Raw genomic sequence first — 21,103 nt, 5'->3', positions numbered from 1 at the left:
ATGCGCCCCGGCCCTTGCACAGGCCCGATCTGCGGGCAGTGAGCGGTGCGCCCCGGCGCCGCGGCGTTACGCTCTCGGCTGCCGGGCCGTCATCCGCGCGCATCCGGCGCCAGGACGTGCCAGTCTTGAACACGTGCTCTCCGACCGCCCCACCAAGCTCGTGCCGCCCGTGCTCGCCAGAATGGCCGCATGGAGTGGGTGCCTGATCCTCGTCGGCGTGGTCGTCTACTTCATCGTCCAGGCGATCGCGCGCCTGGCGTTCGTGGCGCTGCCCGTGGCGATCGCGCTCCTGCTGACGGCGCTGCTCTTCCCGCTGACCAACTCCCTGCGCAACGCCGGCATGCGCCCCATCTACGCCACCTGGATCACCATGCTGGTGGCCCTGGCCGTGCTCGCCGGCACCGGCTGGCTGGTCGGCGCGCGGGCCAGCGAAGAGTTCCCCAACCTCGTCGAGCAGGTCCAGGAGACGGCCAGATCCGTGCAGGAGTGGCTGATCCAGGGCCCGCTGCACCTGAGGCAGACGCAGATCACCGGCTACGTCGACGAGTTCGCCGCCATGCTCAACGCCCAGCGCACCGCCATCACCGGCACGGTGCTGTCGGCCGGCGCGGTGGCCGTCGAGGTGCTCGCGTCCATCGTGCTGCTGCTGTTCGTGACGTTCTTCCTGCTCAAGGACGGCGACCGGATCTGGTCGTGGTTCCTGAAGGCGTTCGGCGGGGTGGCGCCGCGCGTCGACCGCGCCGGGCGGGCCGCCTGGGCCACGCTCTCCCACTACGTCCAGGGCACGGTCGCGGTGGCCGCCGTGCACGGCCTGATCATGGGCATCGTGCTGGCCGGGATGGGCGTGCCGCTGTGGGCGCCGCTGGCCGTGCTGATCTTCTTCGCCAGCTTCATCCCCATCGTCGGCATCTTCTTCGCGGGGACGGTCGCGACCCTGGTCACCCTGGGCGCCAAGGGCCTGGTGTACGCGCTGATCTTCCTCGGCATCCTCATCGTGGAGCAGCAACTGGAGAACCACGTGCTGCAGCCGCTGATCGTGGGCCGGGCACTCAACTTCCACCCGCTGGCCATCATCCTCGTGCTGGCCATCGGCGGCATCCTGGCGGGCATCGCGGGGGCCGCCGTGGCCGTGCCGGTGGCGGCGGTGATCTACCGGGCGCTGCCGGAGCTGCGACATCGGCCACCCGAGCTGCCACCGGGCCACGACGCCGCCTCGACCGGCGGCGAGCCACCACCACCGGGGCCGGGCGAGGCCGGGCCGCCGCGCGACGCCTTCGAGGCCCGCGACCAGCCGCACGGGGCCGCGGAGCCGGGCGGGCGATCGGCGGGCCCGATCGCGATCGAGCCCACTGACGACAAGCGCGGGGGCGACACGGAGTAACCTCGTCACCCGTGACTCGTTCCTCCCTCACCACCCCGCCGCCGGGCGCCCGGCCACCCGCCGCGCACCCCGGCGCGCCGCAGGCGGGCAGCACCCTGGGCGCCCACTACAGCCAGTGCTTCGGCTGCGGCACCGGGCACCCGACCGGCCTGCACCTCAAGGCCAGGACCCCCGACGGCACCACCGTGGAGGCCGAGTTCACGGTGGGGCAGGCCCACCAGGGGGCGCCCGGCCTGGCCCACGGCGGCGTCCTGGCCACCGCCATGGACGAGGTCATCGGCATGTCCGTCTACCTGTTCCACAAGCCCTACGTGACGGGGCGGCTGGAGACCGACTATCTGCTCCCCGTCCCCGTGGGCACGACACTCCACCTGCGCGCCTGGTGCAACGGCATCGACGGCAGAAAGGCGTACCTTGAGGCTGAGGGGCGCATCGGCGCCCCAGACGGACCGGTCGCCGTCCGCGCGGCAGCGCTGTTCATCGAGGTGAACATGGAACACTTCGCCAAGCACGGCGATCTGGCCGCCATCACCGCCGAACACCAGGACTACGAGGTGAACCCGTGAGCGAGGCAGAGGTCCTCATCCAGCGGCTCGATCCCGGGCTGCCGATCCCGGCGTACGCCCATCCGGGCGACGCGGGAGCCGACCTCCACGCGGCCGAGGACGTCGAGCTGCTGCCCGGCGAGCGGGCCGTCGTCGGCACGGGCCTGGCGATCGCGCTGCCCGATGGGTACGCCGCGTTCGTGCACCCGCGCTCCGGCCTGGCGGCCAGGCACGGCGTCACGCTCGTCAACGCGCCCGGCACGGTCGACGCCGGCTACCGGGGCGAGATCAAGGTGACGGTGATCAACACCGACCTCAAGGAGCCGTTCCGGCTGCGGCGCGGCGACCGCGTGGCGCAACTGGTGATCCAGCGGGTCGAGCGGGCGGCCTTCACGGCGGTCGAGCGGCTGCCCGAGTCCGTACGCGGCGCCGACGGATTCGGATCGACCGGCCGCTGACGGGAAAGGGCCCGTCATGGGCCCCACGAACCACGGGCCCGCAGCGGCCCGACGAGCAGGGAGAGTGAGGAACGTGTTCCGACGTCGTCGTCGTGAGCAGGCGGAGCAGGCGGCCGAGCAGGAGGCCGCCGCGCCAACGCGGGAGTCCGGCCCGTGGGACGCCGACGAGCCCCACCCGGAGGCCGAGCGGATCGACCTGGGCGGCCTCCGGTTGCCGCACAACCCCGACTTCGACGTGCGGCTGGCCTCCGTCGGGGACCAGCACGTCGGGGTGGTCGTCCTGTACGACGAGAGCTCGCTGCAGCTCCAGGCGCTGGCCGCGCCGCGCAGCTCCGGCCTGTGGGACGAGGTCAAGACCAAGATCCTGGCCCAGGCCAAGCACCTGGAGGAGCGGCAGGGGCCCTTCGGCAGCGAGCTGACCGGCGAGATGAAGGCCGAGGGCAACAGCCGGCCGGCCCGCTATCTCGGCATCGACGGCCCCCGCTGGTTCCTGCTGGCGGTAATCTCCGGCAAGGCGGCGGCCGACGACACGGTCGCGCAGGCGTACATCGACTTCATCAAGGACGTCGTGGTGGTCCGCGGCGACGAGCCGATGGCCCGCGAGGAGCCCATCCCGCTGCGCCGCCCGAACGAGCAGTCCGGCGAAACCGGTGAGCAGAGCCAGGGTTTCAACCCGTTCAAGCGGGGACCTGAAATCAGTGAGATTCGCTAAGAGCTGACATCACATAGGCTGATGCATCATGAGTACGGCAGAACCCCCTAAACGCGGGGGATTGCGGGGCTTCTTCAGCCGGCTGGCCACCAGCCAGTCCGAGATCGAGGCCCAGGAGCTCCGGGAGGACGCCGACGAGGTCGGCGCGACCCCGATCGTCTCGTGCGGCGGTCGCCGCCGCTTCTGCGTGGCGGGTACGCTACGTACGGTGACCCTGCGTCCCAGGGGCGGCGCCCCCGCCCTTGAGGCCGAGCTGTACGACGGGTCGGACGTGATCGACCTGGTCTGGCTCGGCCGCCGCAAGATCGCCGGAATCGAGCCCGGCCGCACGGTCAAGGCCGAGGGCCTGGTCAGCATGCAGGACGGGCGCAAGGTGATGTTCAATCCGCGTTACGAGCTGCGCCCAGGGAGTTGATCAGGTGAGTGCTGAGGCGGAAGAGGTCGCCCACGACACCGTTGAGGCGGCGGTGCGAGCCCAGCTCGCCAAGGCGCTCGGCGGGGTGCGCGGCATCATCGAGGCGGCCGTCCCGACGATCGCGTTCACGTTGTCCTGGATCTTCAGCGAAGACCTGAAGCTGTCGCTCATCGTCAGCATCTCGCTGTCGGTGGTGCTGCTGGTGATCCGGGTCGTCCAGCGGTCCACCCCGCAGTTCGTGATCAACAGCCTGATCGGCATCGCGATCGGCGCGTTCTTCGCCAGCCGCTCCGGTGACGCCAAGGACTACTTCCTGCCCGGCATCCTCTACAACGCCGGCTACGCGGTGGCGATGCTCATCTCCATCGTCACGCGGTGGCCGGTCGTCGGTTTCCTGATCGGGTCGGTCACGGGTGACCCGACCGCGTGGCACAAGGATCCCGGCATCGTGAAGCTGTGCATCCGGCTGACGTGGCTGCTCATGCTGCCCTGCGCCGTCCGGGTGGCCGTGCAGGGGCCGGTGTACCTGTTCGGCGGCGGTGACGAGGCGGTAGCGGCGCTCGGCCTCGCCAAGATCGTGATGGGCTGGCCGCTGCAGGTGGCCGCGCTGGGCGCCATGCTGTGGCTGCTCGGCCGCGGCCGGACACCGATCAAACCACCGGTCGCGCCCGCCTGAGCCGTCCGCCGGGGCCTCGGGGCTGGTGGCCGCGAGGCCGTGGCCTCACGGCGGTCAGCGGTCCTTGTGGTCCGGGTCGAAGTCGGTCGGTTCGGCCGGCAGCGTGTAGCGGGCGCCGATCAGGTCCGCCACGCGCTGCCGGCTGTCGCGCGGCGACAGCTCGGCCTGCTCGTGTTCCACCCGGGCCACCTCGTCCGCCAGCTCGGCGTCGCCCAGCTTGTCGCGGATCCACCCCGAGTAGTCGCCGCGCCGCAGGTGGTGCAGCCAGGTGTCGTCGTCCACGCCCTCGCTCAGCTCCACGAACGTGTGCAGGTTCCTGGCCCGCAGCCGCAGCCGCTCCTCCGGGCCCGTGAAGTAGAAGCTCTTGTCCTTGGCCATGGTGCCCGCCGCGTACTTGCGCCGGTGCCTGGTGCGCTCCGCGCGGGCCGGGGCCAGGGTCAGCTCGCCCGCCTCGGCGGCGCCGTCCCGCCAGAGCGCCAGATCGCTCTTCGGCGCGGGTCGCAGCGAGGGGGCCTCCAGCCCGCGCGCGGTGGCGAAGGCGGCCAGCGTGTTCGCCGGCTCCTTGCCGACCGCGATCGTGGTGGTGACCAGGCCCAGCGCGGCGGCGCTCATCGCGTCGGGGTGCACCGTGATCATCAGCAGCGCCCCGACGTCGCCGGGGTGCTGGACCGGCACGTGCCGCACCTCGGCGGGCATCAGGTGGTGGGCCTCGTCCACGATGAGCCAGTGCGGGTGCCCCAGCTTGGCGCGCAGGCCGGTCAGGCGGGGCAGCAGCTCGGCGAAGTACGCGGGGCGGTCGCGCAACTGCAGGCCGATCAGGTTGATCACCACGCTGTGGGCGGGCTGCTCCAGCACGCGCAGCACCTCGTCCACGGCCGGCACCCGGTCGGGGTCGCCGAGCACGGTGACCCCCGGGTACTCCGCGTAGTCACCCTCCGGGTCCACGATCGCGCATTGGTAACCGTCGCCGGTGAGCCGTTCGAGCAGCGCGGTGGTGACCGTGGACTTACCGCTGCCCGACGGCCCCGCCACCAGCAGGCCGAGCCCGTACGTGGGCAGCCGCACCTCCTCCTCGCCCGCGTGCCCGAGCAGCACGTGATGGCGGGGCAGGTCCAGCTCGTCCAGCTCGCCCGCCAGCAACCGCCCCGCCAGCTCGGTCACGCCCCGCCCGTCCGCCTCGTCCAGGCACAGGTCGCAGGCGTCCTTGAGCGCGGGCAGCGCGTTGGCGACGGCGGCGCCGCACTCGGCCGCGGTCAGGAACGCGTGGTCGTTCTCACCGTCGCCGACCGCGACCACGCTGTGCCGCGACAGCGACAGGCGCTCCAGCGCGGCGGCCAGCCCCGTCGCCTTGTTCACGCCGGGAGGCAGCACCATGACGGCGCCCTTGTTGTAGATGACCTGCAGCTCCAGACCCAGCTCGCGGATCACCCGCAGCACGTGCACGTCGTGCGGCTCCCGCGTGGCCACCAGCACCTGACCGACCCCCAGCGGGCTCACCCCCTCGGCCCGCAACCGCTCGGCCAGCTCGGCGGGCGGCGGCTCGGCCAGGGCGTCGCAGGTGCGCTGGCGCGGGTCGTACAGCAGGCCGCCGTTCTCGGCCACGATCAGGTCGAACAGCGCGGGGTGCGGGAAGACCGAGAGCAGGTCGTCCAGCTCGCGCCCTGTCACCAGCAGGAGCTTGAAGCCGGCCCGTGACAGGCGTTCCAGGGCCTCGATCGTCTCGTCTGTCACCTGGCTGTTCGAGGCCAGGGTTTCGTCGTAGTCGCAGGCCAGGACGTTGTAGCGCATGAGCGGTCACTACCCCGGGTGGGGCGGGCATCCGGTGGGGGAGGTGAAGGGGAGGTGAACTTTGGGCCGGGGTGGGTCACGTTGAGGGTTCTCATGACGCGATCCGCTTGCGACATAGTCAGATCATCGGTATATATCGTTCTCATGAAAAATCGATCGATGCAGGAGCCCACGTTCCTGATCCTGACCGCGCTGGCGGCCGGGCCGCAGCACGGCTACGGGATCATCACCGACGTGCTGCGAATCTCCGGCGAGCGCGTACGGCTGCGGGCCGGCACCCTGTACGCGGCGCTCGACCGGCTGGAGAGCGAAGGGCTGGTCGAGGCCGAACGGGAGGAGATCGTGGACGGGCGGGCCCGGCGCTACTACCGGCTGACCCCGCCGGGGGCGGACCGGCTGGCGGCGGAGACCGAGCAGCTACGGCGCAACGTGGAGACCGCCACCGCGCGGCTGCGGTCGCGGCAGCACGGGCCGGGGCTGATGGGGAGTGGCGCATGACGGGGCTGGAGCGGGGCTTCCGGCGGCTGCTGGCGGCGTACCCGAAGGAACACCGGGCCCGGCACGAGGAGGAGATGGTCGCGGTGCTGCTGGCCAGTGCCGAGCCCGGGCGGCGGCGGCCGTCGCTCGGGGACGCGTACGACGTGCTGCGCGGCGGCCTGGCGATCCGGCTGCGGCACGCCGCTGCGGGTCGTTCGCAACTGTACTGGCGGGACGCGCTCGACATCGCCGCTCTCCTCGCGCCCCTCGCCCTCTTCGTGATCAGGATCGAGGGCGCCGCCGGTTACGGCGAGTGGGTGTTCCGAGGGGAGTTCAACCAGAACGGGCTGCGACTGATGGGGGAGGCGGCGGTGCAGGCGCTGCCGTACGGTCTGGTGGTGTTATTCGCCTGGCTCAACCGGCGGTGGGCGGCCATCGCGTTTGCCGCGGGGTACTCGGTGCTGTCGGGGTGGTCGACCTACCGGGTCGAGTACGAGTTCGCGATGTGGAACGCCGAGGGGGTGCTCATCAAGGCTGATCCGATCGATGTGAGCGACATCGGGATGAGCATGTTGCCCGCCGGTGTGTGCGCGGTGATGCTGGCGCTGGCTCCGTCGCCCGGGCCCGGGTCTGTCGGCACGCCGCGGCTGCTCAGGTGGACGGCGGCGTTGGTGGGGCTGCCCGTCCTCGGGGCCATGAGCTTCAGGTGGATGGGGCTTCCCGTCGCGGTCGCGGTCGTGGTGGTCGCGGGGGTGGTGGCGTGGCGCTCGCCTGTGGGGCGGCGGGTGGCGGTCGTGCTGGTGCCTGTGGCGGCGATGATCGGCGTTGGGGTGCTGTGGCAGCACGATCTGCCGATCCTGGTTCTGCTTGCGACGTTGTCGGCGGGTGTGCTGGGTGTGGTGGGGGTGCTTGCCAGGGCTGGATCGGTGCCTCCGCCGGCGGCGGGGGCGGAGGCAGAGGCGGAGGCTGGGGCGGGGCGCTGAGTCCGGCCGCCGCGCATCGCGTTCGGCTTAGGCTCGCGGTATGACGATCATGCACGTTCCAGGCTCGAAGTCCGTCACCGCCCGTGCCCTGTTCCTCGCCGCCGCCGCGCGCGGCACGACCGTGCTGCGGCGCCCGCTCGTCTCCGACGACACGGAAGGCTTCGCGCAGGGCCTGGTCGCGCTCGGATACCGGGTGGAGCGCGGGCCGGAGGCGCGGACGACCGCGGGCGGCTCGGCGGAGTCCGCGCACAGGGAAGGGCGGACCGGCGGCCCCTCGGAGGTGCCCGCCTCCGGAGAGGTCTGGACGATCGAAGGCCGTCCGGAGGGCCCTGCGTCCAGGGAGGCGGAGGTGTTCTGCCGAGACGGCGCCACGACGGCGCGGTTCCTGCCCGCGCTGGCGGCGGCCGGGCACGGGGTGTTCCGCTTCGACGCCTCCCCGCAGATGCGCCGCCGCCCGCTCGGCCCCCTCACCAAGGCGCTGCGGGAGCTGGGCGTGGACCTGACGCACGAGGAGGAGGAGGGACACCACCCGCTGACCGTGCGGGCCGACGGCATCAAGGGCGGTCGGATCACCCTGGACGCGGGGCTGTCGTCGCAGTTCCTCACCGCGCTGCTGCTCGTCGGCCCGCTGACCGCCGAAGGGCTGGAGATCACCGTCACCGATCTCGTGTCGGCGCCGTACGTGGAGATCACCCTGGCGATGATGCGCAGCTTCGGGGTGGACGTGCGGCGGGACGGGGAGACGTTCCACGTGCCGCCGCACGGCTACCAGGCGGCCGACTACGCCATCGAGCCCGACGCCTCCACAGCCAGCTACCCGCTCGCCGCGGCGGCCCTGACCGGGAACTCCATCACGGTGCCCGGGCTGGGGTCGGCGGCGTTGCAGGGGGACGTCCGCTTCGCCGAGGTTCTGGCGCGGATGGGAGCATCCGTCGAGATGTCCCCGGATTCCATCACCGTCACCGGCACCGGCCGCTTGCACGGCCTGACCGTCAACATGCGCGACATCTCCGACACCGTCCCGACCCTCGCCGCCATCGCGCCCTTCGCCGACGGTCCGGTGCGCATCGAGGACGTCTACAACACCCGGGTCAAGGAGTGCGACCGGCTGGAGGCGTGCGCCGAGAACCTGCGGCGGCTGGGCGTTCCCGTGGCCGTCGGGCGCGACTGGATCGAGATCACCCCTGCCCGGCCGCGCGGGGCTGAGATCGCCTGCCATGGTGACCATCGGATCGCCATGTCGTTCAGTGTCACGGGACTGCGCACGCCGGGGATCACGCTGGATGAACCGGGGTGTGTGAAGAAGACGTTCCCGGGGTTCCATGAGACGCTGGCGGGGCTGCGTGAGGAGTGGGGGATCGGGGCGGTCTCGGGCTGAGGTCTGCGGCGAGGGCTAGGCCGGTTAGGGGTGAGGCCGGTGGTTCCGGTGAGGTCGGTCAGGCGCGAGGTCGGTTAGGGGCGAGGTCGGTTAGGGCCGAGGCCGGTTAGGGGCGAGGTCGGTTAGGGCCGAGGTCGGTTAGGGGCGAGGTCGGTTAGGGGCGAGGTCGGCAAGGGTTGACGGCGGGTGAGGGTGCGGGGCTGAGACGGCGCACGAAAAGGCCGGGCAAGGCGTGCGAGGGCTGCGGATCGGCACGGGCGCGAGCAGCGCGGGTAAAGATCTTCGCATCGAACCCTGAACCACTTGATCCACATGCGCGGGTACGAAGGCAGACGAACGACCACCTCACGCCACATCAGGGGACCACCATGTACAAAGCCGCCTTCGCCGCCATCACCATGACCGCCGCCGCCCTGCTCCTGGCCGCCGCACCCGCGCTCGCCGGCGACGACCTCGACTTCCACGGGCCGTCCTTCATCATGTGCGAGGACGGGATGACCAACGTCATCAAGATGGACGCGCCGATGACGGTGTGGACCACCACGGCCGGGTGCGCGGACACGGACGACGACGACAGCCATGGGCATGGCATGAACTGAGACCGTACGCCGGTGCAGTGCGGGAAGCCCCTCGCGGGGAGTCGCGAGGGGCTTCCGGCTGTTCCGCCTCGTCGGGAGGGAGGGAGGTCCGCCTTTCAGGTTTGCTTGTGCAGGTCCTCGTCCCGGGCTCGGCGTCGTTTCGGCCCGGCAGGCGGCAGCTCACCAAGCCGCCGTGACGGTCGCCCGGCCGGACGACGATCAAGTGCTCGAAGGCGAGGCCCCATCGGGGCGGGCAGGAGACGGCCCACTTGGTGGTCGGGGCAACAGGGGTGGGCGCGCTTTTGGGCCGGCCTACTCCTTGACCACCAGGGCAACGCACTCCACATGGTGCGTCATCGGGAAGGCGTCGAAGGCGCGCAGGTCGGACAACACGTAGCCGCGTTCGGCGAACCAGGCCAGATCCCGGGCCAGCGTCGCCGGGTCGCAGGACACGTAGACCACGCGCAGCGCGTCCAGGGACACGATGCGCTCCACCACGTCGCGGCCCAGGCCGGCGCGGGGCGGGTCCACCACGACGAGGTCGGCGCGTTCGATCTGGAAGCGGTCCAGGGCCTCCTCGACGCGGCCGCGTTCCACGCGGGCCTGGGGCAGGTCGCGGAGGTTGGCGCGGGCGTCGCGGACGGCGGCGGCCTCCGACTCCAGGCCGAACACGGCGCCTTCTGGGCCGACGACCTCGGCCAGGGCGGCGGCGAAGAGGCCGACGCCGCAGTAGAGGTCGAGGGCCCATTCGCCGGGCTCGGGGGCGGCGTAGGAGAGCACCGCGTCCACGAGGGTCTCGGCGGCACCGGGGTGGACCTGCCAGAAGCCGCTGCCCGCGACCCGGAACTCGCGGTCGCCGACCTGCTCGTGCAGCACGCCCGAGCCGCGGCGCGGCACCGTGCGGCCCTTGCCCTGGTCGAGCAGGATCGAGGCGGGCGCCTCCAGGTCGGGGACGGCGACGCTGCGCCGGGCGCGGGGGGCGACGACGACGGCGCGGTCGCCGCTGGAGGAGGCGATGACCTCGACGCCCGCGGCGCCCGGCCACGCGTGGTCCTCGGCGCCGACGGCCTCCACCTCCGGGTGGGCGATCAGGCAGGCGTCGACGACCTCGATGTCGTGCGAGCGGTGCCGGCGGAAGCCCAGCTCGCCGGCGGAGGTGGCGGCGAACTGCACCCGCGTACGCCAGCCGAGCCCGTCCTTGGCCCCCGGCACCTCCTCCACCAGCACCTCGCGCTCGATGCCCGCCAGGCGGCGCAGCTGCTCGGCCACGACCTGCGCCTTGAGGCGGCGCTGCGCCTCCAGGGTGGCGTGCTGCCAGTCGCAGCCGCCGCAGCGGCCCGGGCCCGCGTAGGGGCAGGGCGGGACGACGCGATCGGGGGAGGCCTCGAGGATCTCGACGGCGTCGGCCCGCAGGAAACGGGTGGTCTCCTCGGTGACGTCGGCGATCACCCGCTCGCCTGGCAAGGCATGGCGTACGAACACCACCCGCCCTTCGTGGCGCGCCACACACCAGCCGCCATGGGCGACCGGACCTACCGTCAGCTCCAGAGATGCCTGTTCCACATCCGACACCTTAGTGCCCCTACCCGGATGACCACTTATCGGACTTGATCCATTACGCTGGGTGTTCATGGAAAGGGTGGTGCGGCGGCGGCTCGGGTTCGGGGGGACGCTGCTGGCCACGTTGTTCGCCTGCGCCTCGCTCACGCCGTCGCTGCTGCCCCGCACGTGGCTGTACCAGGGGGTGATGGGTGCGGTCACCGGCATTCTCGGGTACGCGGTGGGCGCGGGGATCGGCGCGCTGTGCCGTACGGTGATCACGTTGCCCGAGCGGGGGCGGCGGGCCGCCTGGCGGGTGATGCTCGGCGGGTGTGCCACGCTGGCGGTGGTGGCGCTGTGGTACAGCTTCGACTGGCAGCGCGACCTGCGGGCGCTCATGGGCATGGACACGCGGATCGAGTGGTTCCCGCCGGTGATCCTGGCCATGGCGGTGGTGCTCTTCGCCGCCGGGCTGCTGGCCGCCCGGCTGGTACGCCTCGGGGGCCGCAAGCTGATCGCCTGGCTCGACCGGTACGTCCCCCCGTACGTGGGCCATGCCGTCGGGGTGGTGGTCATCGGCCTGATGGTGGCGGTGTTCGCCAACGACGTGCTGTTCAACGGGTTCGTGGCCAGGATGAGCGACATCTCGTCCGTCGCCAACGAGGGCACCCATCCGGGGGTGCGCCCGCCGGCGTCGGCGTACGTGTCGGGCGGGCCGCGGTCGCTGGTGAGCTGGGAGTCGCTGGGCCGGGAGGGCCGCCGGTTCGCCGGCACCGCCGCGACGCCGGCCCGGCTGCGCACCTTCTCCGGCCGGCCCGCCGCCGAGCCCATCCGGGTTTACATCGGCCTTGACAGCGCGCCCACGCCACGGGCCCAGGCGGCGCTGGCCGTCCGGGAGCTGGAGCGCACCGGCGCGTTCGGCAGGCCGGTGCTGGCGGTGCTGGGCACCACGGGCACCGGCTGGGTGGATCCGCACATCGCCGACACCCTGGAGTACATGTACAACGGCCGCTCCGCGATGGTCGCGATGCAGTACTCGTACCTGCCGAGCTGGGTGTCGTTCCTGGTCGACAGGGAGAAGGCGGCGGCGGCGGGCAGGGCGCTGTTCGAGGCCGTGCGCGAGCGGTGGGCGCGGCTGCCCGCCGGGGAGCGGCCGAGGCTGCTGCTGTCGGGCGAGAGCCTGGGCTCCTACGAGCTGGAGCAGGCGTTCGGGAGCCTGTCGGACCTGGTGGCGCGGGCGGACGGCGCGGTGTTCGTCGGGCCGCCGAACGCCAACCCCATCTGGCACCGCCTGACCAGCGGCCGCGATCGCGGCAGCCCCGTGTGGCGGCCCGTCTACCAGGACGGCAGGACGGCCAGGTTCGCCCAGCATCCCGCCGACCTGCGCCGGCCCGCCGCCCCGTGGCCGCGCCCGCGCGTGGTCTACCTGCAGAACGCCTCCGACCCCGTCGTGTGGTGGTCGCCCCGGCTGATCTACCGCAGGCCGGCCTGGCTGGAGGGGCCGCGCGGGCCCGGCGTGAACCCGCAGATGAACTGGTTCCCGCTGGTGACGTTCTGGCAGGTGCTGGTGGACATGACGAGCGCGCTGGACGTGCCGCCCGGCCACGGCCACCGCTACGCCGCCAACATCGTGGACGGCTGGGCCGCCGTGGCCGCGCCCCCGGGCTGGAGCCCGAACGACACCTGGCGGCTACGGGCGCTTGTCGGCTAGCTGCTCCGACTCCTCCTTGACCGTCTGGTGCCACGGCCGCCGCACCGCGCCCGGCGCGAACGGCTCCGGCCTGCCCTGGAGCCGGTCGGAGGAGTGCAGCTGCCACGGCACGCTGGTCACCATCACCCCGGGCTTGAACAGCAGCCGCGCCTTCAGCCGCAGCGCGCTCTGGTTGTGCAGCAGGTGCTCCCACCAGTGGCCGACCACGTACTCGGGGATGAAGACCGTCACCACGTCGCGCGGCGAGCGCCGGCGGATGGTCTTGACGTAGTCGAGGATCGGCTGCGTGATCTCCCGGTACGGCGAGTCGAGCATCTTCAGCGGCACCGGGATGCCGCGCCGCTCCCACTCCTCCTGCAGCTTGCGCGCCTCGTCGCCCTCCACGCCGACCGTGACGGCCTCCAGCGTGGAGGGACGGGTGGCGCGGGCGTACGCCAGGGCGCGCATGGTCGGCTTGTGGATCTTCGAGACCAGCACGATCGTGTGGTTGCGGGCGGGCAGCGTGGTCGGCTCGTAGTCCTCGGTGAGCTCCAGCTCGGCCGCCACCTTGTCGTAGTGGCGCCGGATGCCCTTCATCATGAGGAACAGGATCGGCATCGCGATCACCACGATCCACGCGCCGACCAGGAACTTCGTCAGCAGGACCACGATCAGCACCAGGCCCGTCATGACGCCACCGAAGAAGTTGATCACGCGGGAGCGGTGCATCTGGTGGCGGACCCTGGGATCGGTCTCGGTCTTCAGGTGGCGGGTCCAGTGGATGACCATGCCGGTCTGGCTGAGCGTGAAGGAGACGAACACGCCGACGATGTAGAGGTTCAGCAAACGGCTCACGTCCGCCTGGAAGCCCCACAGCAGCAGGCACGCGCCCAGCGCCAGGATGATGATGCCGTTGGAGAAGGCCAGCCGGTCGCCCCGGGTGTGCAGCTGGCGGGGCAGGTAACGGTCCTGCGCCAGGATCGAGCCGAGCACCGGGAAGCCGTTGAAGGCGGTGTTGGCCGCCAGGAACAGGATCAGCGCCGTCACCGCCGAGATCACGATGAACGGCAGCGACCCGCCCCCGAACACCGCGTCGGCCACCTGCGAGATGATCGGCTGCTGGTAGTAGCCGGGGCCGACGGGCGTGCCGTCCGGCCTGAGCAGGTCTTCGGCGACCACCGACGGCTCGGCCACCTTCACCCCCGACGCCAGGCCGAGCGCGATGATGCCGCTGAACATGGTGATCGCGACCAGGCCCATCATCAGCAGCGTGGTGGCGGCGTTCTTGCTCTTGGGCTTCCTGAACGCGGGCACGCCGTTGCTGATCGCCTCGACCCCCGTCAGCGCCGCACAGCCGGACGAGAACGCGCGCAGGACCAGGAACGCCGCGGCGAAGGCGGTGAGGTTGTGCTGCTCGGGCTCGATCGTGAAGTGCGCGCTCGGTGCTTCGAGGTTCTCGTCCAGCACGAGCAGGCGGAACCCGCCCCAGGCGATCAGGCCCAGGACGGAGATCATGAACGCGTACGTGGGGATGGCGAAGGCGGCGCCGGACTCGCGGATGCCGCGCAGGTTGACCACGGTGAGCAGGACGACGATGACGATGGCGACGGCGGGCTTGTGCTGGCCCACGAACGGGATCGTGGCGCCGACGTAGTCGACACCGTTCGCGACGGACACCGCGACGGTCAGCACGTAGTCGACCATGAGCGCGCTGGCCACGGTGAGCCCGGCGTTCTTGCCGAGGTTGGTGGTGGCGACCTCGTAGTCGCCCCCGCCGCTGGGATAGGCGTGCACGTTCTGCCGGTACGAGGCCACGACCGTGAGCATCACGACCACGACGGCGATGGCGACCCAGGGGCTGAAAGAGTAGAAGGAGACGCCGGCCAGCGAGAGGATGACCAGGATCTCCTGGGGGGCGTACGCGACGGAGGAGAGCGCGTCGCTCGCGAAGACCGGCAGTGCGATCCGTTTGGGGAGTAGTTGCTCGTGGAGTTGCCCGCTTCGCAGGGCGCGTCCCACGAGCAAGCGTTTGACAAGATCCGTTACCTTCGCCACGTAACGAGATGCTAGCCCCATGCCGGAGCCCTAAACGCGGCGCTCCCCCCTGGGGCCATACTGGTGTCGAACAACCGGCCGACCGCTGACGATGCGGGGGGAAATGCATATAGTGATCATGGGATGTGGCCGGGTGGGATCGACCCTCGCGCACATCCTTGAAGACAGCGGACATTCGGTCGCCATCATCGACCGCGACCCGCAGGCGTTCCGCCGGCTGCGCGCCGGGTTCCGCGGGAGGCGGGTGACCGGCGTCGGCTTCGATCGCGACGTGCTCACCGAGGCCGGCGTCGAGTCGGCCACCGCTTTCGTCGCGGTCTCCAGCGGCGATAACTCCAACATCATCTCCGCGCGGGTGGCGCGCGAGACGTTCGGCGTCGACAACGTGGTGGCCCGCATCTACGACCCCCGCAGGGCCGAGGTCTACCAGCGGCTCGGCATCCCCACGGTGGCCACCGTCCGCTGGACCGCCGACCAGATCATGCGCCGCATCCTGCCCGAGGGCGCCGAGCCGCTCTGGCGCGACCCCACCGGCACCGTCGTCCTGGCGGAGGTCACCGTGCACTCCTCCTGGATCGGCACCCGCGTCGTCGACCTCGAGACCCGCACCCGCGCCCGCGCCGCCTTCCTCAACCGGATGGGCGAGGCCGTCACCATCGCCGACGACACCGTGGTGCAGGAAGGCGACGTGCTGCACGTCATCGCCGCGGAGAACGACATGGACCGGATCAACAAGGTGCTCGCCGCGGCACCGGAAGAGGACGAGTGAGATGCGCGTCGCCATCGCCGGAGCGGGCGCCGTCGGCCGCTCCATCGCGGCCGAGCTCCTGGAGAACGGCCACGAGGTCCTGCTCATCGACAACGACCCGCGAGCCATCAAGATCGACAGCGTGCCGCGTGCCGAGTGGCTGCTCGCGGACGCCTGCGAGATCGCCTCACTGGACGAGGCGGGGCTGAACAACTGTCACGTCGTCGTCGCCTCCTCTGGTGATGACAAGGTGAACCTGGTCGTCTCGCTGCTGGCCAAGACGGAGTACGGCGTGCCGCGCGTGGTGGCCCGCATCAACCATCCCAACAACGAGTGGCTGTTCAACGAGTCGTGGGGGGTGGACGTCGCCGTCTCCACGCCGCGCCTGCTGAGCGCGCTGGTCGAGGAGGCCGTCAGCGTCGGCGACCTGGTGCGGCTGATGACGTTCCGGCAGGGGCAGGCGAACCTGGTGGAGCTGACGCTGGCGGAGGACGCGCCGGTGGTGGGGCAGCGGGCCGGGTCGGTGCCTTGGCCGGTTGACGCGGCGCTGGTGGCTATCTTGCGGGAAGGGCGGGTGTTGGTGCCTACGGCGGATGATCCGCTGGAGGCGGGGGATGAGTTGTTGTTCGTGGCTAATCAGGAGGTGGAGCAGGAGCTCGCTCACCTGCTTTCCCAGCACTGAACCTCACCTACGATGATCTCCGCCCGTCCGGACCGATGGCGCTCGCTCGGATCAGAACCGCCCACGCGAGCGCCACAACGTCACTCCGCCAGCAGCTTCGCCGCCGGCACGACCTGACGCTGGATCGACGGGCTCGACCAGTGCAGCTGCGCGATGGCGTCGTACCCGTTGTCGTAGAACTCCATCCGGATGTCGTGCGCCCCGGCACTCAGCGCGATCTGCCCGCTGTCGTCCCGTTTGGAATGGTCCGTCCAGGCGTCCACGACGAGCGTGCCGTCCACCCACAGGCGCACGCCGTCATCGCTGGTGGTGATGAACGTGTACGTCTCCGCACGATCGGCGATCACCTTGCCGGTCCACCGCACGCTGAAGGTGTCGGGTCCGATGGCCGGGTCGGGGGTGCCCGTGCCCCAGTCGAAGTTCACCCCGGGATCGACGCGCGTCACCTTCGGCCCGGTGAGGTCGGCGTTGTCGAAGTAGGTGGCGGACAGGCCCTGCTCCTGGATGACCAGCGTGGTGGCCGAGCCGGCGGGCAGTGTGAGCGTGGTCCGGCCGGACGCGACGGGGGTCGTGCCGGTCTGGTGCGGGGTCCATGCGGCGTCGGTGCTCTGCCACACCGCGGCCGTGCCCGCCGTCAGGCCGGTGAAGTCGAGGGTGGTCTCCAGGGCTTCGGTGCCGACGTTGACGAGGACGACGTTCTTGCCCCCGTCCGATGCGAACGCGTGCAGCAGCGTCGTGTCGGCCGTGGCCTCGACCATGGTGGTGCCGAACGGGCGGAACAGGCCCTCGCCGGTGAACATGCCGATGCCGTGGTAGATCGGCAGCGGCTCGTTGCGCGGGATGCCGCCCTCGCCGTCCGTGCTCGTCAGTCCGAGCTGGCCGTTCTTGTCGCCGTACTGGTAGGCGGCGGCGCCGGCGTGCAGGATCTGGCCGAGCGCGGCGGCGCCCCACAGGGTGTTGAAGTGGGTGAGCGTACGCCGGCCGCCCGGGTCGTCGTAGTCGGAGTTGAACTCGCCGATCTGGATGTCGATCTTGCGGCCGAGCACCGACTCCGCCAGCGCGCTCACCTCCTTCAGGTCTGTCTCGTAGGCGCGTACGACGGTGGTCAGCAGGTCCTGGTCGGTGACGGTCTCGCTGCCGCTGCCGTAGTCGTGGTAGTCGAGGAAGTCCACCCGGTCGCCGGAGCCCTCCAGGAACGTCCTGATGTAGGAGTGATCGTTCCAGGCCGTGGCGGGGCCGCCGACGGTCACCTGCGGGTCCTCGGCGTTCAGGGCGTCGGCGATCAGGTTGAAGCGGCTGCTGTACTCGGCGGCCGGCATCTCCGGCTTGTCCGGGGTGCAGGCGCAGTTGAGCTCGTTGCCCACGATGAAGCGCCGCACCGGCGTGCCGGAGGCGGCGAAGTGCCGGTAGAGGGCGACGGCGTCGTCGCGGTTCACCGCGGCGCTCTGGCGGCCGTCCACCTGGAGGATGACGACGGGCTCCGCGCCCAGGTCCCGGATGGCCGCGATCCAGGCGTCACCGGTGATGGTCGTGTCGCACTTGTAGCCGCCGCAGACGATGGGGCCGGCGTGGTCGCCCGGCCGCTCGTAGTGCAGCTCTATGCGCATCCGACCTGGTTCGAGGTCGGTGAGGAGTTCGCGGTGCCGGGCGTCGTTCGTGATGTACGAGCCGCTGCCGTAGCCGGTGATGCCGATGCCGTAGTCGGTGGGGGCGAGAGTGCGGATCCGCTTGGTGAAGTCCACCGAGACGGTGGCGGAGGCGGCGGCCTGTGCCGGGGCTCCCGCCGTCCAGATCGCCGCGGTGGCCAGCCCGATCGTGAGGGCGGCACGTACCGCACGGTGCGCTAACGAGGTCATTCTGCTCCTGTCGCTGTGACGAGATCCAGTGGATCATGACAGAAGTGGATGACGGCGGCGTGAACGATCAGTCGACCGGCCGGCGCCCGGCAGGTCGTGCCGTGCGCTTTCCTGGGGGAAGCTCAACTGCACGCCTTCCTCGTGCAGGCCGGCTGCGTGTCTCCGCCGTAGAACGCGGCAAGCCCGCCACGCCGCCGCCCCGGTCATGGAGTCGTCGCGAGGTGCTCCTGCACCGCTGCCACCCGGTCCGCCAGCGGCCCCGGCGGGATCGGGACACACTCGTAGCCGAGCGAGCCGTAGGCGTCCCGGTGGATCCGCTCGAACCGGAGCGCCTCCTCGTAGGTGATCCGCCGCGCGGCGGTCGGCGTGACGAAGCCGGGGCTGCACACGAACAGGACCGTCCTGTCGTAGATCCGCTGTGCTTCGATGCGTGCCAGCTCGTGCGTCAGGGCGGGTGGGACGGGGTGGCCGAGGTAGGTGGCCAGGGCGTAGGTGCAGATGGGGGAGCGGTCGTAGAACTGCACGTCCCCGGGCAGGGCGGCGGCCCGCTCCTGGCGGTGCCGTTGCAGGGTGGCGATGTCCGCGACGAAGGACGGGGTGGTCCACGGCTCGTCCTCGCCCTGGGCCTGGCGCAGGGCGATGACGTCGGTCGCCGCCTCCTCGACGACGGTGTGGCCGTCGAGCTCCAGCCGCCGCAGGATGGCGGTCTTGCCTGCTCCAGGGGTGCCGGTCAGGATGTAGCGCTTCATGGATCGCTCCTCACAGGTCCTGGATCGGGACGCCGTTCGACGACGGATCGTCCTGATCCGTTGGTGGTCGTTCGGCTGAATGGACGGTGGTGGAGGAAACCGGATGGCGTCGCCGGTGGGCGTGCGCACGGGGGCCGGACGCCGAGAGGTGCGGGCGGGCACCGGGCGTCGCCTCGAGAGAGCGCCGCTGGGAGCGCGGCGTGGGAAGGGAGAGACCGTCCAGGCCGCAGCCTAGCAGCGTCGCGGCCTGCCCCTCGGCGTGGCCATCATGCATGCCGACCAGTGGCCGAAGTCACATCCCGTCACGCGACGTACAGCCAGTCGCACCAATCGGTCACCGCCCGCAGCGACATTCAGCCCTACACCAGCATTTCGGCCCTCCCCCGACGAAGCCGCCCTGGTCTGCGCAGACGCCCCACCGATCACTTTGGTTTACACCCGCTTTAGGGAAATATTCCGTTTTAGATGACAAGTCGGTATCGGTCCCGACAGAATGCGGAGCCATCCAGCGTCTACCGCAACTGGAGGAAACCCCCTATGCGTAGACCCCTTGGGGTACTCGCCGCAGCCGTCAGCCTGGCAGCGATCGCCACGCCGCTGAGCGCGGCACAGGCTGCCGCGGCGTCGGAGACGGCGCGTTGTCGCGTGAGCGTGGCCCAGCCGCAGGTCAGCGACACACTGAAGATCGAGACTTCGGCCGCTCGCCGCGGCTGCTTCAATTCCGCGCTGCTGCGCATCCGCATCATGCGGGCCGTCCCGGGCAAGGACCCGGTCGTCAAGAGCGGGGCCACGAGGAAGGGCCGCCTCACGCTCGCGCTCGCCTGCGCGCCCGGCACCTACTACGCGACCGCCACCGACTACCGTGGCCGTCCCGTCAAGTCCAAGGCCGCCAAGCTCACCTGTACGCCGGGCAGCGGCACGCCGACCCCCAGCCCGAGCACGCCGACCCCCAGCCCGAGCACGACGTCGCCCGCGACGCCCACCCCGGCCCCCAGCTCCACGGCCCCGTCCACCGGCACCGTGGGCACGGCCGAGGAGAACGAGGTGGTCCGGCTGGTCAACGCCGAGCGGGCCAAGGGCGGCTGCTCGGCCGTCAAGCACGACCCGCAGCTGCGCGCCGCCGCCTTCGGGCACTCGGCCGACATGGCGGCGAAGGGCTACTTCAGCCACAACTCCCAGGACGGCCGCTCCTTCATGGACCGGATCAGGGCGGCCGGCTTCACCGGCGGCTCCGGCTGGGCCGAGAACATCGCCAAGGGCCAGCGCACCCCCGCCGCGGTCATGCAGTCCTGGATGAACAGCTCCGGGCACAAGGCCAACATCATGAACTGCAAGTACAACCTCATCGGCGTCGGCGTGGCCAAGGACTCCTCGGGCACGCTCTACTGGACGCAGGACTTCGCAGCCAGGTGATCCCACGGGCGATCGCGTTTCGCCCGTGACGTGCAGGGCCAGGGTTCTCCGGGTGTTCAGGCACCGGTGCCCTGGCCCCGTTCATGACCGGAAGAAGCTGAGCACGAACGGCGGCTCGCCGAGGAAGAGGCCGGGCAGGGCGCGGCGCTTCCAGCCGGTCGGGTTGAGACCGACGCCGTGATCGGCGTCTCGCCGCAGTCCTACCGCCACACCTTCCGGGCCTCAGGTGCCATGGGCGAGCCTGGCCCTCGCACCGAGCCGGCCGCCGGTGGCCCGCCTCCTCCGCGGTCGTGGCCACGCGACACCCGGGCGTGAGCTGCCGTGCCACCCACGCGTGCACCGGCACGTGGTCGGACCACCGTTTCCCGGCGTGGTCGACGAAGCAGCCCCGGACGCGCCCGGAGCGTCGAGCGACAACAGCCCGGTGATCACGAGATGTCGCATCATCACCGGCCATTCCACCACGTGTCGGCAGACTCAGAGGGACGCGCGCAGGCGGCCCATCTCCTCGGCGATCGTGGCCACCGTCCAGTGGGCGTTGAGCCCGCTCGGGTTCGGCAGCACCCAGACCCGGGCCCCGCCCACCGGCTCCGGTTGCGGCCCGATGACCGCCTTGGGGCGGGCGAAGGCGGTGCGGTAGGCCGAGATGCCGAGCACGGCCAGCACCTTCGGCCCGGCCGCGGCGACCTTGGCGGCCAGCTCCGCGCCGCCCGCCACCAGCTCCTCCCGGGTCAGCTCCGCGGCCTTGGCGCTGGCCCGGGGCACGATGTTGGTGATGCCCAGCCCGTACGAGGGAAGCAGGTGCTGCTCGGCGGGCGCCAGCAGGCGCGGGGTGAAGCCGGACAGGTGCAGCGCCGGCCAGAAGCGGTTGCCCGGGCGGGCGAAGTGGTGGCCGGTGGCCTCGGACATGAGGCCGGGGTTGATGCCGCAGAACAGCACGTCGAGCGAGGGGCCGAGGACGTCGTTGAGCACGTGCCGGA

General features: G+C 71.2%; 21 protein-coding genes. 14 read left to right on the top strand and 7 right to left on the bottom strand.

Going from position 1 to position 21,103, the window contains the following annotated elements:
* The first annotated feature begins 133 nt into the window (after positions 1–133).
* From LCN96_RS41575 to LCN96_RS41550, 6 genes are all read left to right on the top strand, one after another.
* Positions 134–1,381 (top strand): AI-2E family transporter, encoded by a 1,248-nt coding sequence (locus tag LCN96_RS41575; RefSeq protein WP_225267900.1) that lies wholly within the window; start codon positions 134–136, stop codon positions 1,379–1,381.
* An 11-nt stretch (positions 1,382–1,392) separates the two neighbouring features.
* On the top strand, positions 1,393–1,947 hold the full coding sequence (locus LCN96_RS41570; protein ID WP_225267899.1) for a PaaI family thioesterase: 555 nt from the start codon (positions 1,393–1,395) through the stop codon (positions 1,945–1,947).
* Positions 1,944–2,384, top strand: a complete 441-nt coding sequence (gene dut, locus LCN96_RS41565) for a dUTP diphosphatase (protein WP_225267898.1) — start codon at positions 1,944–1,946, stop codon at positions 2,382–2,384. The genes LCN96_RS41570 and dut overlap by 4 nt, the downstream gene beginning before the upstream one ends.
* Before the next feature lie 73 nt (positions 2,385–2,457).
* The gene (locus LCN96_RS41560) at positions 2,458–3,096 is read left to right on the top strand and encodes a DUF3710 domain-containing protein (protein WP_225267897.1); all 639 of its coding nucleotides are present in this window, start codon (positions 2,458–2,460) and stop codon (positions 3,094–3,096) included.
* Between the two features lie 28 nt (positions 3,097–3,124).
* A complete protein-coding gene (locus tag LCN96_RS41555; RefSeq protein ID WP_043614113.1) occupies positions 3,125–3,511 on the top strand; it encodes an OB-fold nucleic acid binding domain-containing protein in 387 nt (128 codons plus the stop codon).
* A 4-nt stretch (positions 3,512–3,515) separates the two neighbouring features.
* Complete coding sequence (locus LCN96_RS41550; RefSeq protein WP_225267896.1) at positions 3,516–4,187, top strand: DUF3159 domain-containing protein; 672 nt, start codon at positions 3,516–3,518, stop codon at positions 4,185–4,187.
* 54 nt (positions 4,188–4,241) lie between these two features.
* Here the strand turns inward: LCN96_RS41550 and LCN96_RS41545 are convergent, their stop codons facing one another.
* On the bottom strand, positions 4,242–5,975 hold the full coding sequence (locus LCN96_RS41545; protein ID WP_225267895.1) for an HAD-IIB family hydrolase: 1,734 nt from the start codon (positions 5,973–5,975) through the stop codon (positions 4,242–4,244).
* Between the two features lie 159 nt (positions 5,976–6,134).
* On the opposite strand from LCN96_RS41545, the gene LCN96_RS41540 reads away from it, so the two are divergent.
* From LCN96_RS41540 to LCN96_RS41525, 4 genes are all read left to right on the top strand, one after another.
* The gene (locus LCN96_RS41540) at positions 6,135–6,473 is read left to right on the top strand and encodes a PadR family transcriptional regulator (RefSeq protein ID WP_225267894.1); all 339 of its coding nucleotides are present in this window, start codon (positions 6,135–6,137) and stop codon (positions 6,471–6,473) included.
* Complete coding sequence (locus LCN96_RS41535) at positions 6,470–7,435, top strand: hypothetical protein (protein ID WP_225267892.1); 966 nt, start codon at positions 6,470–6,472, stop codon at positions 7,433–7,435. Before LCN96_RS41540 ends, LCN96_RS41535 begins: the two co-directional genes overlap by 4 nt.
* Before the next feature lie 40 nt (positions 7,436–7,475).
* Complete coding sequence (gene aroA / locus LCN96_RS41530; protein WP_225267891.1) at positions 7,476–8,813, top strand: 3-phosphoshikimate 1-carboxyvinyltransferase; 1,338 nt, start codon at positions 7,476–7,478, stop codon at positions 8,811–8,813.
* A gap of 368 nt (positions 8,814–9,181) precedes the next feature.
* The gene (locus LCN96_RS41525) at positions 9,182–9,412 is read left to right on the top strand and encodes a hypothetical protein (RefSeq protein ID WP_225267890.1); all 231 of its coding nucleotides are present in this window, start codon (positions 9,182–9,184) and stop codon (positions 9,410–9,412) included.
* A 291-nt stretch (positions 9,413–9,703) separates the two neighbouring features.
* Here the strand turns inward: LCN96_RS41525 and LCN96_RS41520 are convergent, their stop codons facing one another.
* Positions 9,704–10,954 (bottom strand): class I SAM-dependent RNA methyltransferase, encoded by a 1,251-nt coding sequence (locus LCN96_RS41520; RefSeq protein WP_397351796.1) that lies wholly within the window; start codon positions 10,952–10,954, stop codon positions 9,704–9,706.
* 67 nt (positions 10,955–11,021) lie between these two features.
* Between LCN96_RS41520 and LCN96_RS41515 the strand changes: the two genes are divergently transcribed.
* Positions 11,022–12,641, top strand: a complete 1,620-nt coding sequence (locus tag LCN96_RS41515) for an alpha/beta hydrolase (RefSeq protein WP_225267888.1) — start codon at positions 11,022–11,024, stop codon at positions 12,639–12,641.
* Here the strand turns inward: LCN96_RS41515 and LCN96_RS41510 are convergent.
* On the bottom strand, positions 12,621–14,675 hold the full coding sequence (locus LCN96_RS41510) for an APC family permease (protein WP_311132055.1): 2,055 nt from the start codon (positions 14,673–14,675) through the stop codon (positions 12,621–12,623). The two genes, LCN96_RS41515 and LCN96_RS41510, sit on opposite strands and share 21 nt — an antisense overlap.
* Positions 14,676–14,778: 103 nt before the next feature.
* Between LCN96_RS41510 and LCN96_RS41505 the strand changes: the two genes are divergently transcribed.
* Together LCN96_RS41505 and LCN96_RS41500 are read left to right on the top strand one after the other, a co-directional pair.
* On the top strand, positions 14,779–15,444 hold the full coding sequence (locus tag LCN96_RS41505) for a potassium channel family protein (RefSeq protein WP_225267886.1): 666 nt from the start codon (positions 14,779–14,781) through the stop codon (positions 15,442–15,444).
* Between the two features lies 1 nt (position 15,445).
* The gene (locus LCN96_RS41500) at positions 15,446–16,105 is read left to right on the top strand and encodes a potassium channel family protein (protein ID WP_080036295.1); all 660 of its coding nucleotides are present in this window, start codon (positions 15,446–15,448) and stop codon (positions 16,103–16,105) included.
* A gap of 80 nt (positions 16,106–16,185) precedes the next feature.
* On the opposite strand, the gene LCN96_RS41495 is transcribed toward LCN96_RS41500, so the two are convergent.
* Both LCN96_RS41495 and LCN96_RS41490 read right to left on the bottom strand, forming a co-directional pair.
* Positions 16,186–17,961: a PA14 domain-containing protein gene (locus LCN96_RS41495; RefSeq protein ID WP_225267885.1), complete on the bottom strand. Its 1,776-nt coding sequence runs from the start codon at positions 17,959–17,961 to the stop codon at positions 16,186–16,188.
* Between the two features lie 203 nt (positions 17,962–18,164).
* On the bottom strand, positions 18,165–18,710 hold the full coding sequence (locus tag LCN96_RS41490; protein ID WP_225267884.1) for an AAA family ATPase: 546 nt from the start codon (positions 18,708–18,710) through the stop codon (positions 18,165–18,167).
* A 537-nt stretch (positions 18,711–19,247) separates the two neighbouring features.
* On the opposite strand from LCN96_RS41490, the gene LCN96_RS41485 reads away from it, so the two are divergent.
* Entirely contained in the window at positions 19,248–20,123 is an 876-nt protein-coding gene (locus tag LCN96_RS41485; RefSeq protein WP_225267883.1) for a CAP domain-containing protein, read from the top strand.
* 81 nt (positions 20,124–20,204) lie between these two features.
* Here LCN96_RS41485 and LCN96_RS56940 read toward each other — a convergent pair whose 3' ends face one another.
* Both LCN96_RS56940 and mug read right to left on the bottom strand, forming a co-directional pair.
* On the bottom strand, positions 20,205–20,333 hold the full coding sequence (locus LCN96_RS56940) for a hypothetical protein (protein ID WP_263657388.1): 129 nt from the start codon (positions 20,331–20,333) through the stop codon (positions 20,205–20,207).
* 267 nt (positions 20,334–20,600) lie between these two features.
* Complete coding sequence (gene mug, locus LCN96_RS41480) at positions 20,601–21,095, bottom strand: G/U mismatch-specific DNA glycosylase (RefSeq protein WP_225267882.1); 495 nt, start codon at positions 21,093–21,095, stop codon at positions 20,601–20,603.
* Positions 21,096–21,103: the final 8 nt, after the last annotated feature.

This window comes from Nonomuraea gerenzanensis (assembly GCF_020215645.1).
GTDB lineage: Bacteria > Actinomycetota > Actinomycetes > Streptosporangiales > Streptosporangiaceae > Nonomuraea > Nonomuraea gerenzanensis.
This window is presented reverse-complemented; position numbering and strand designations above follow the sequence as displayed.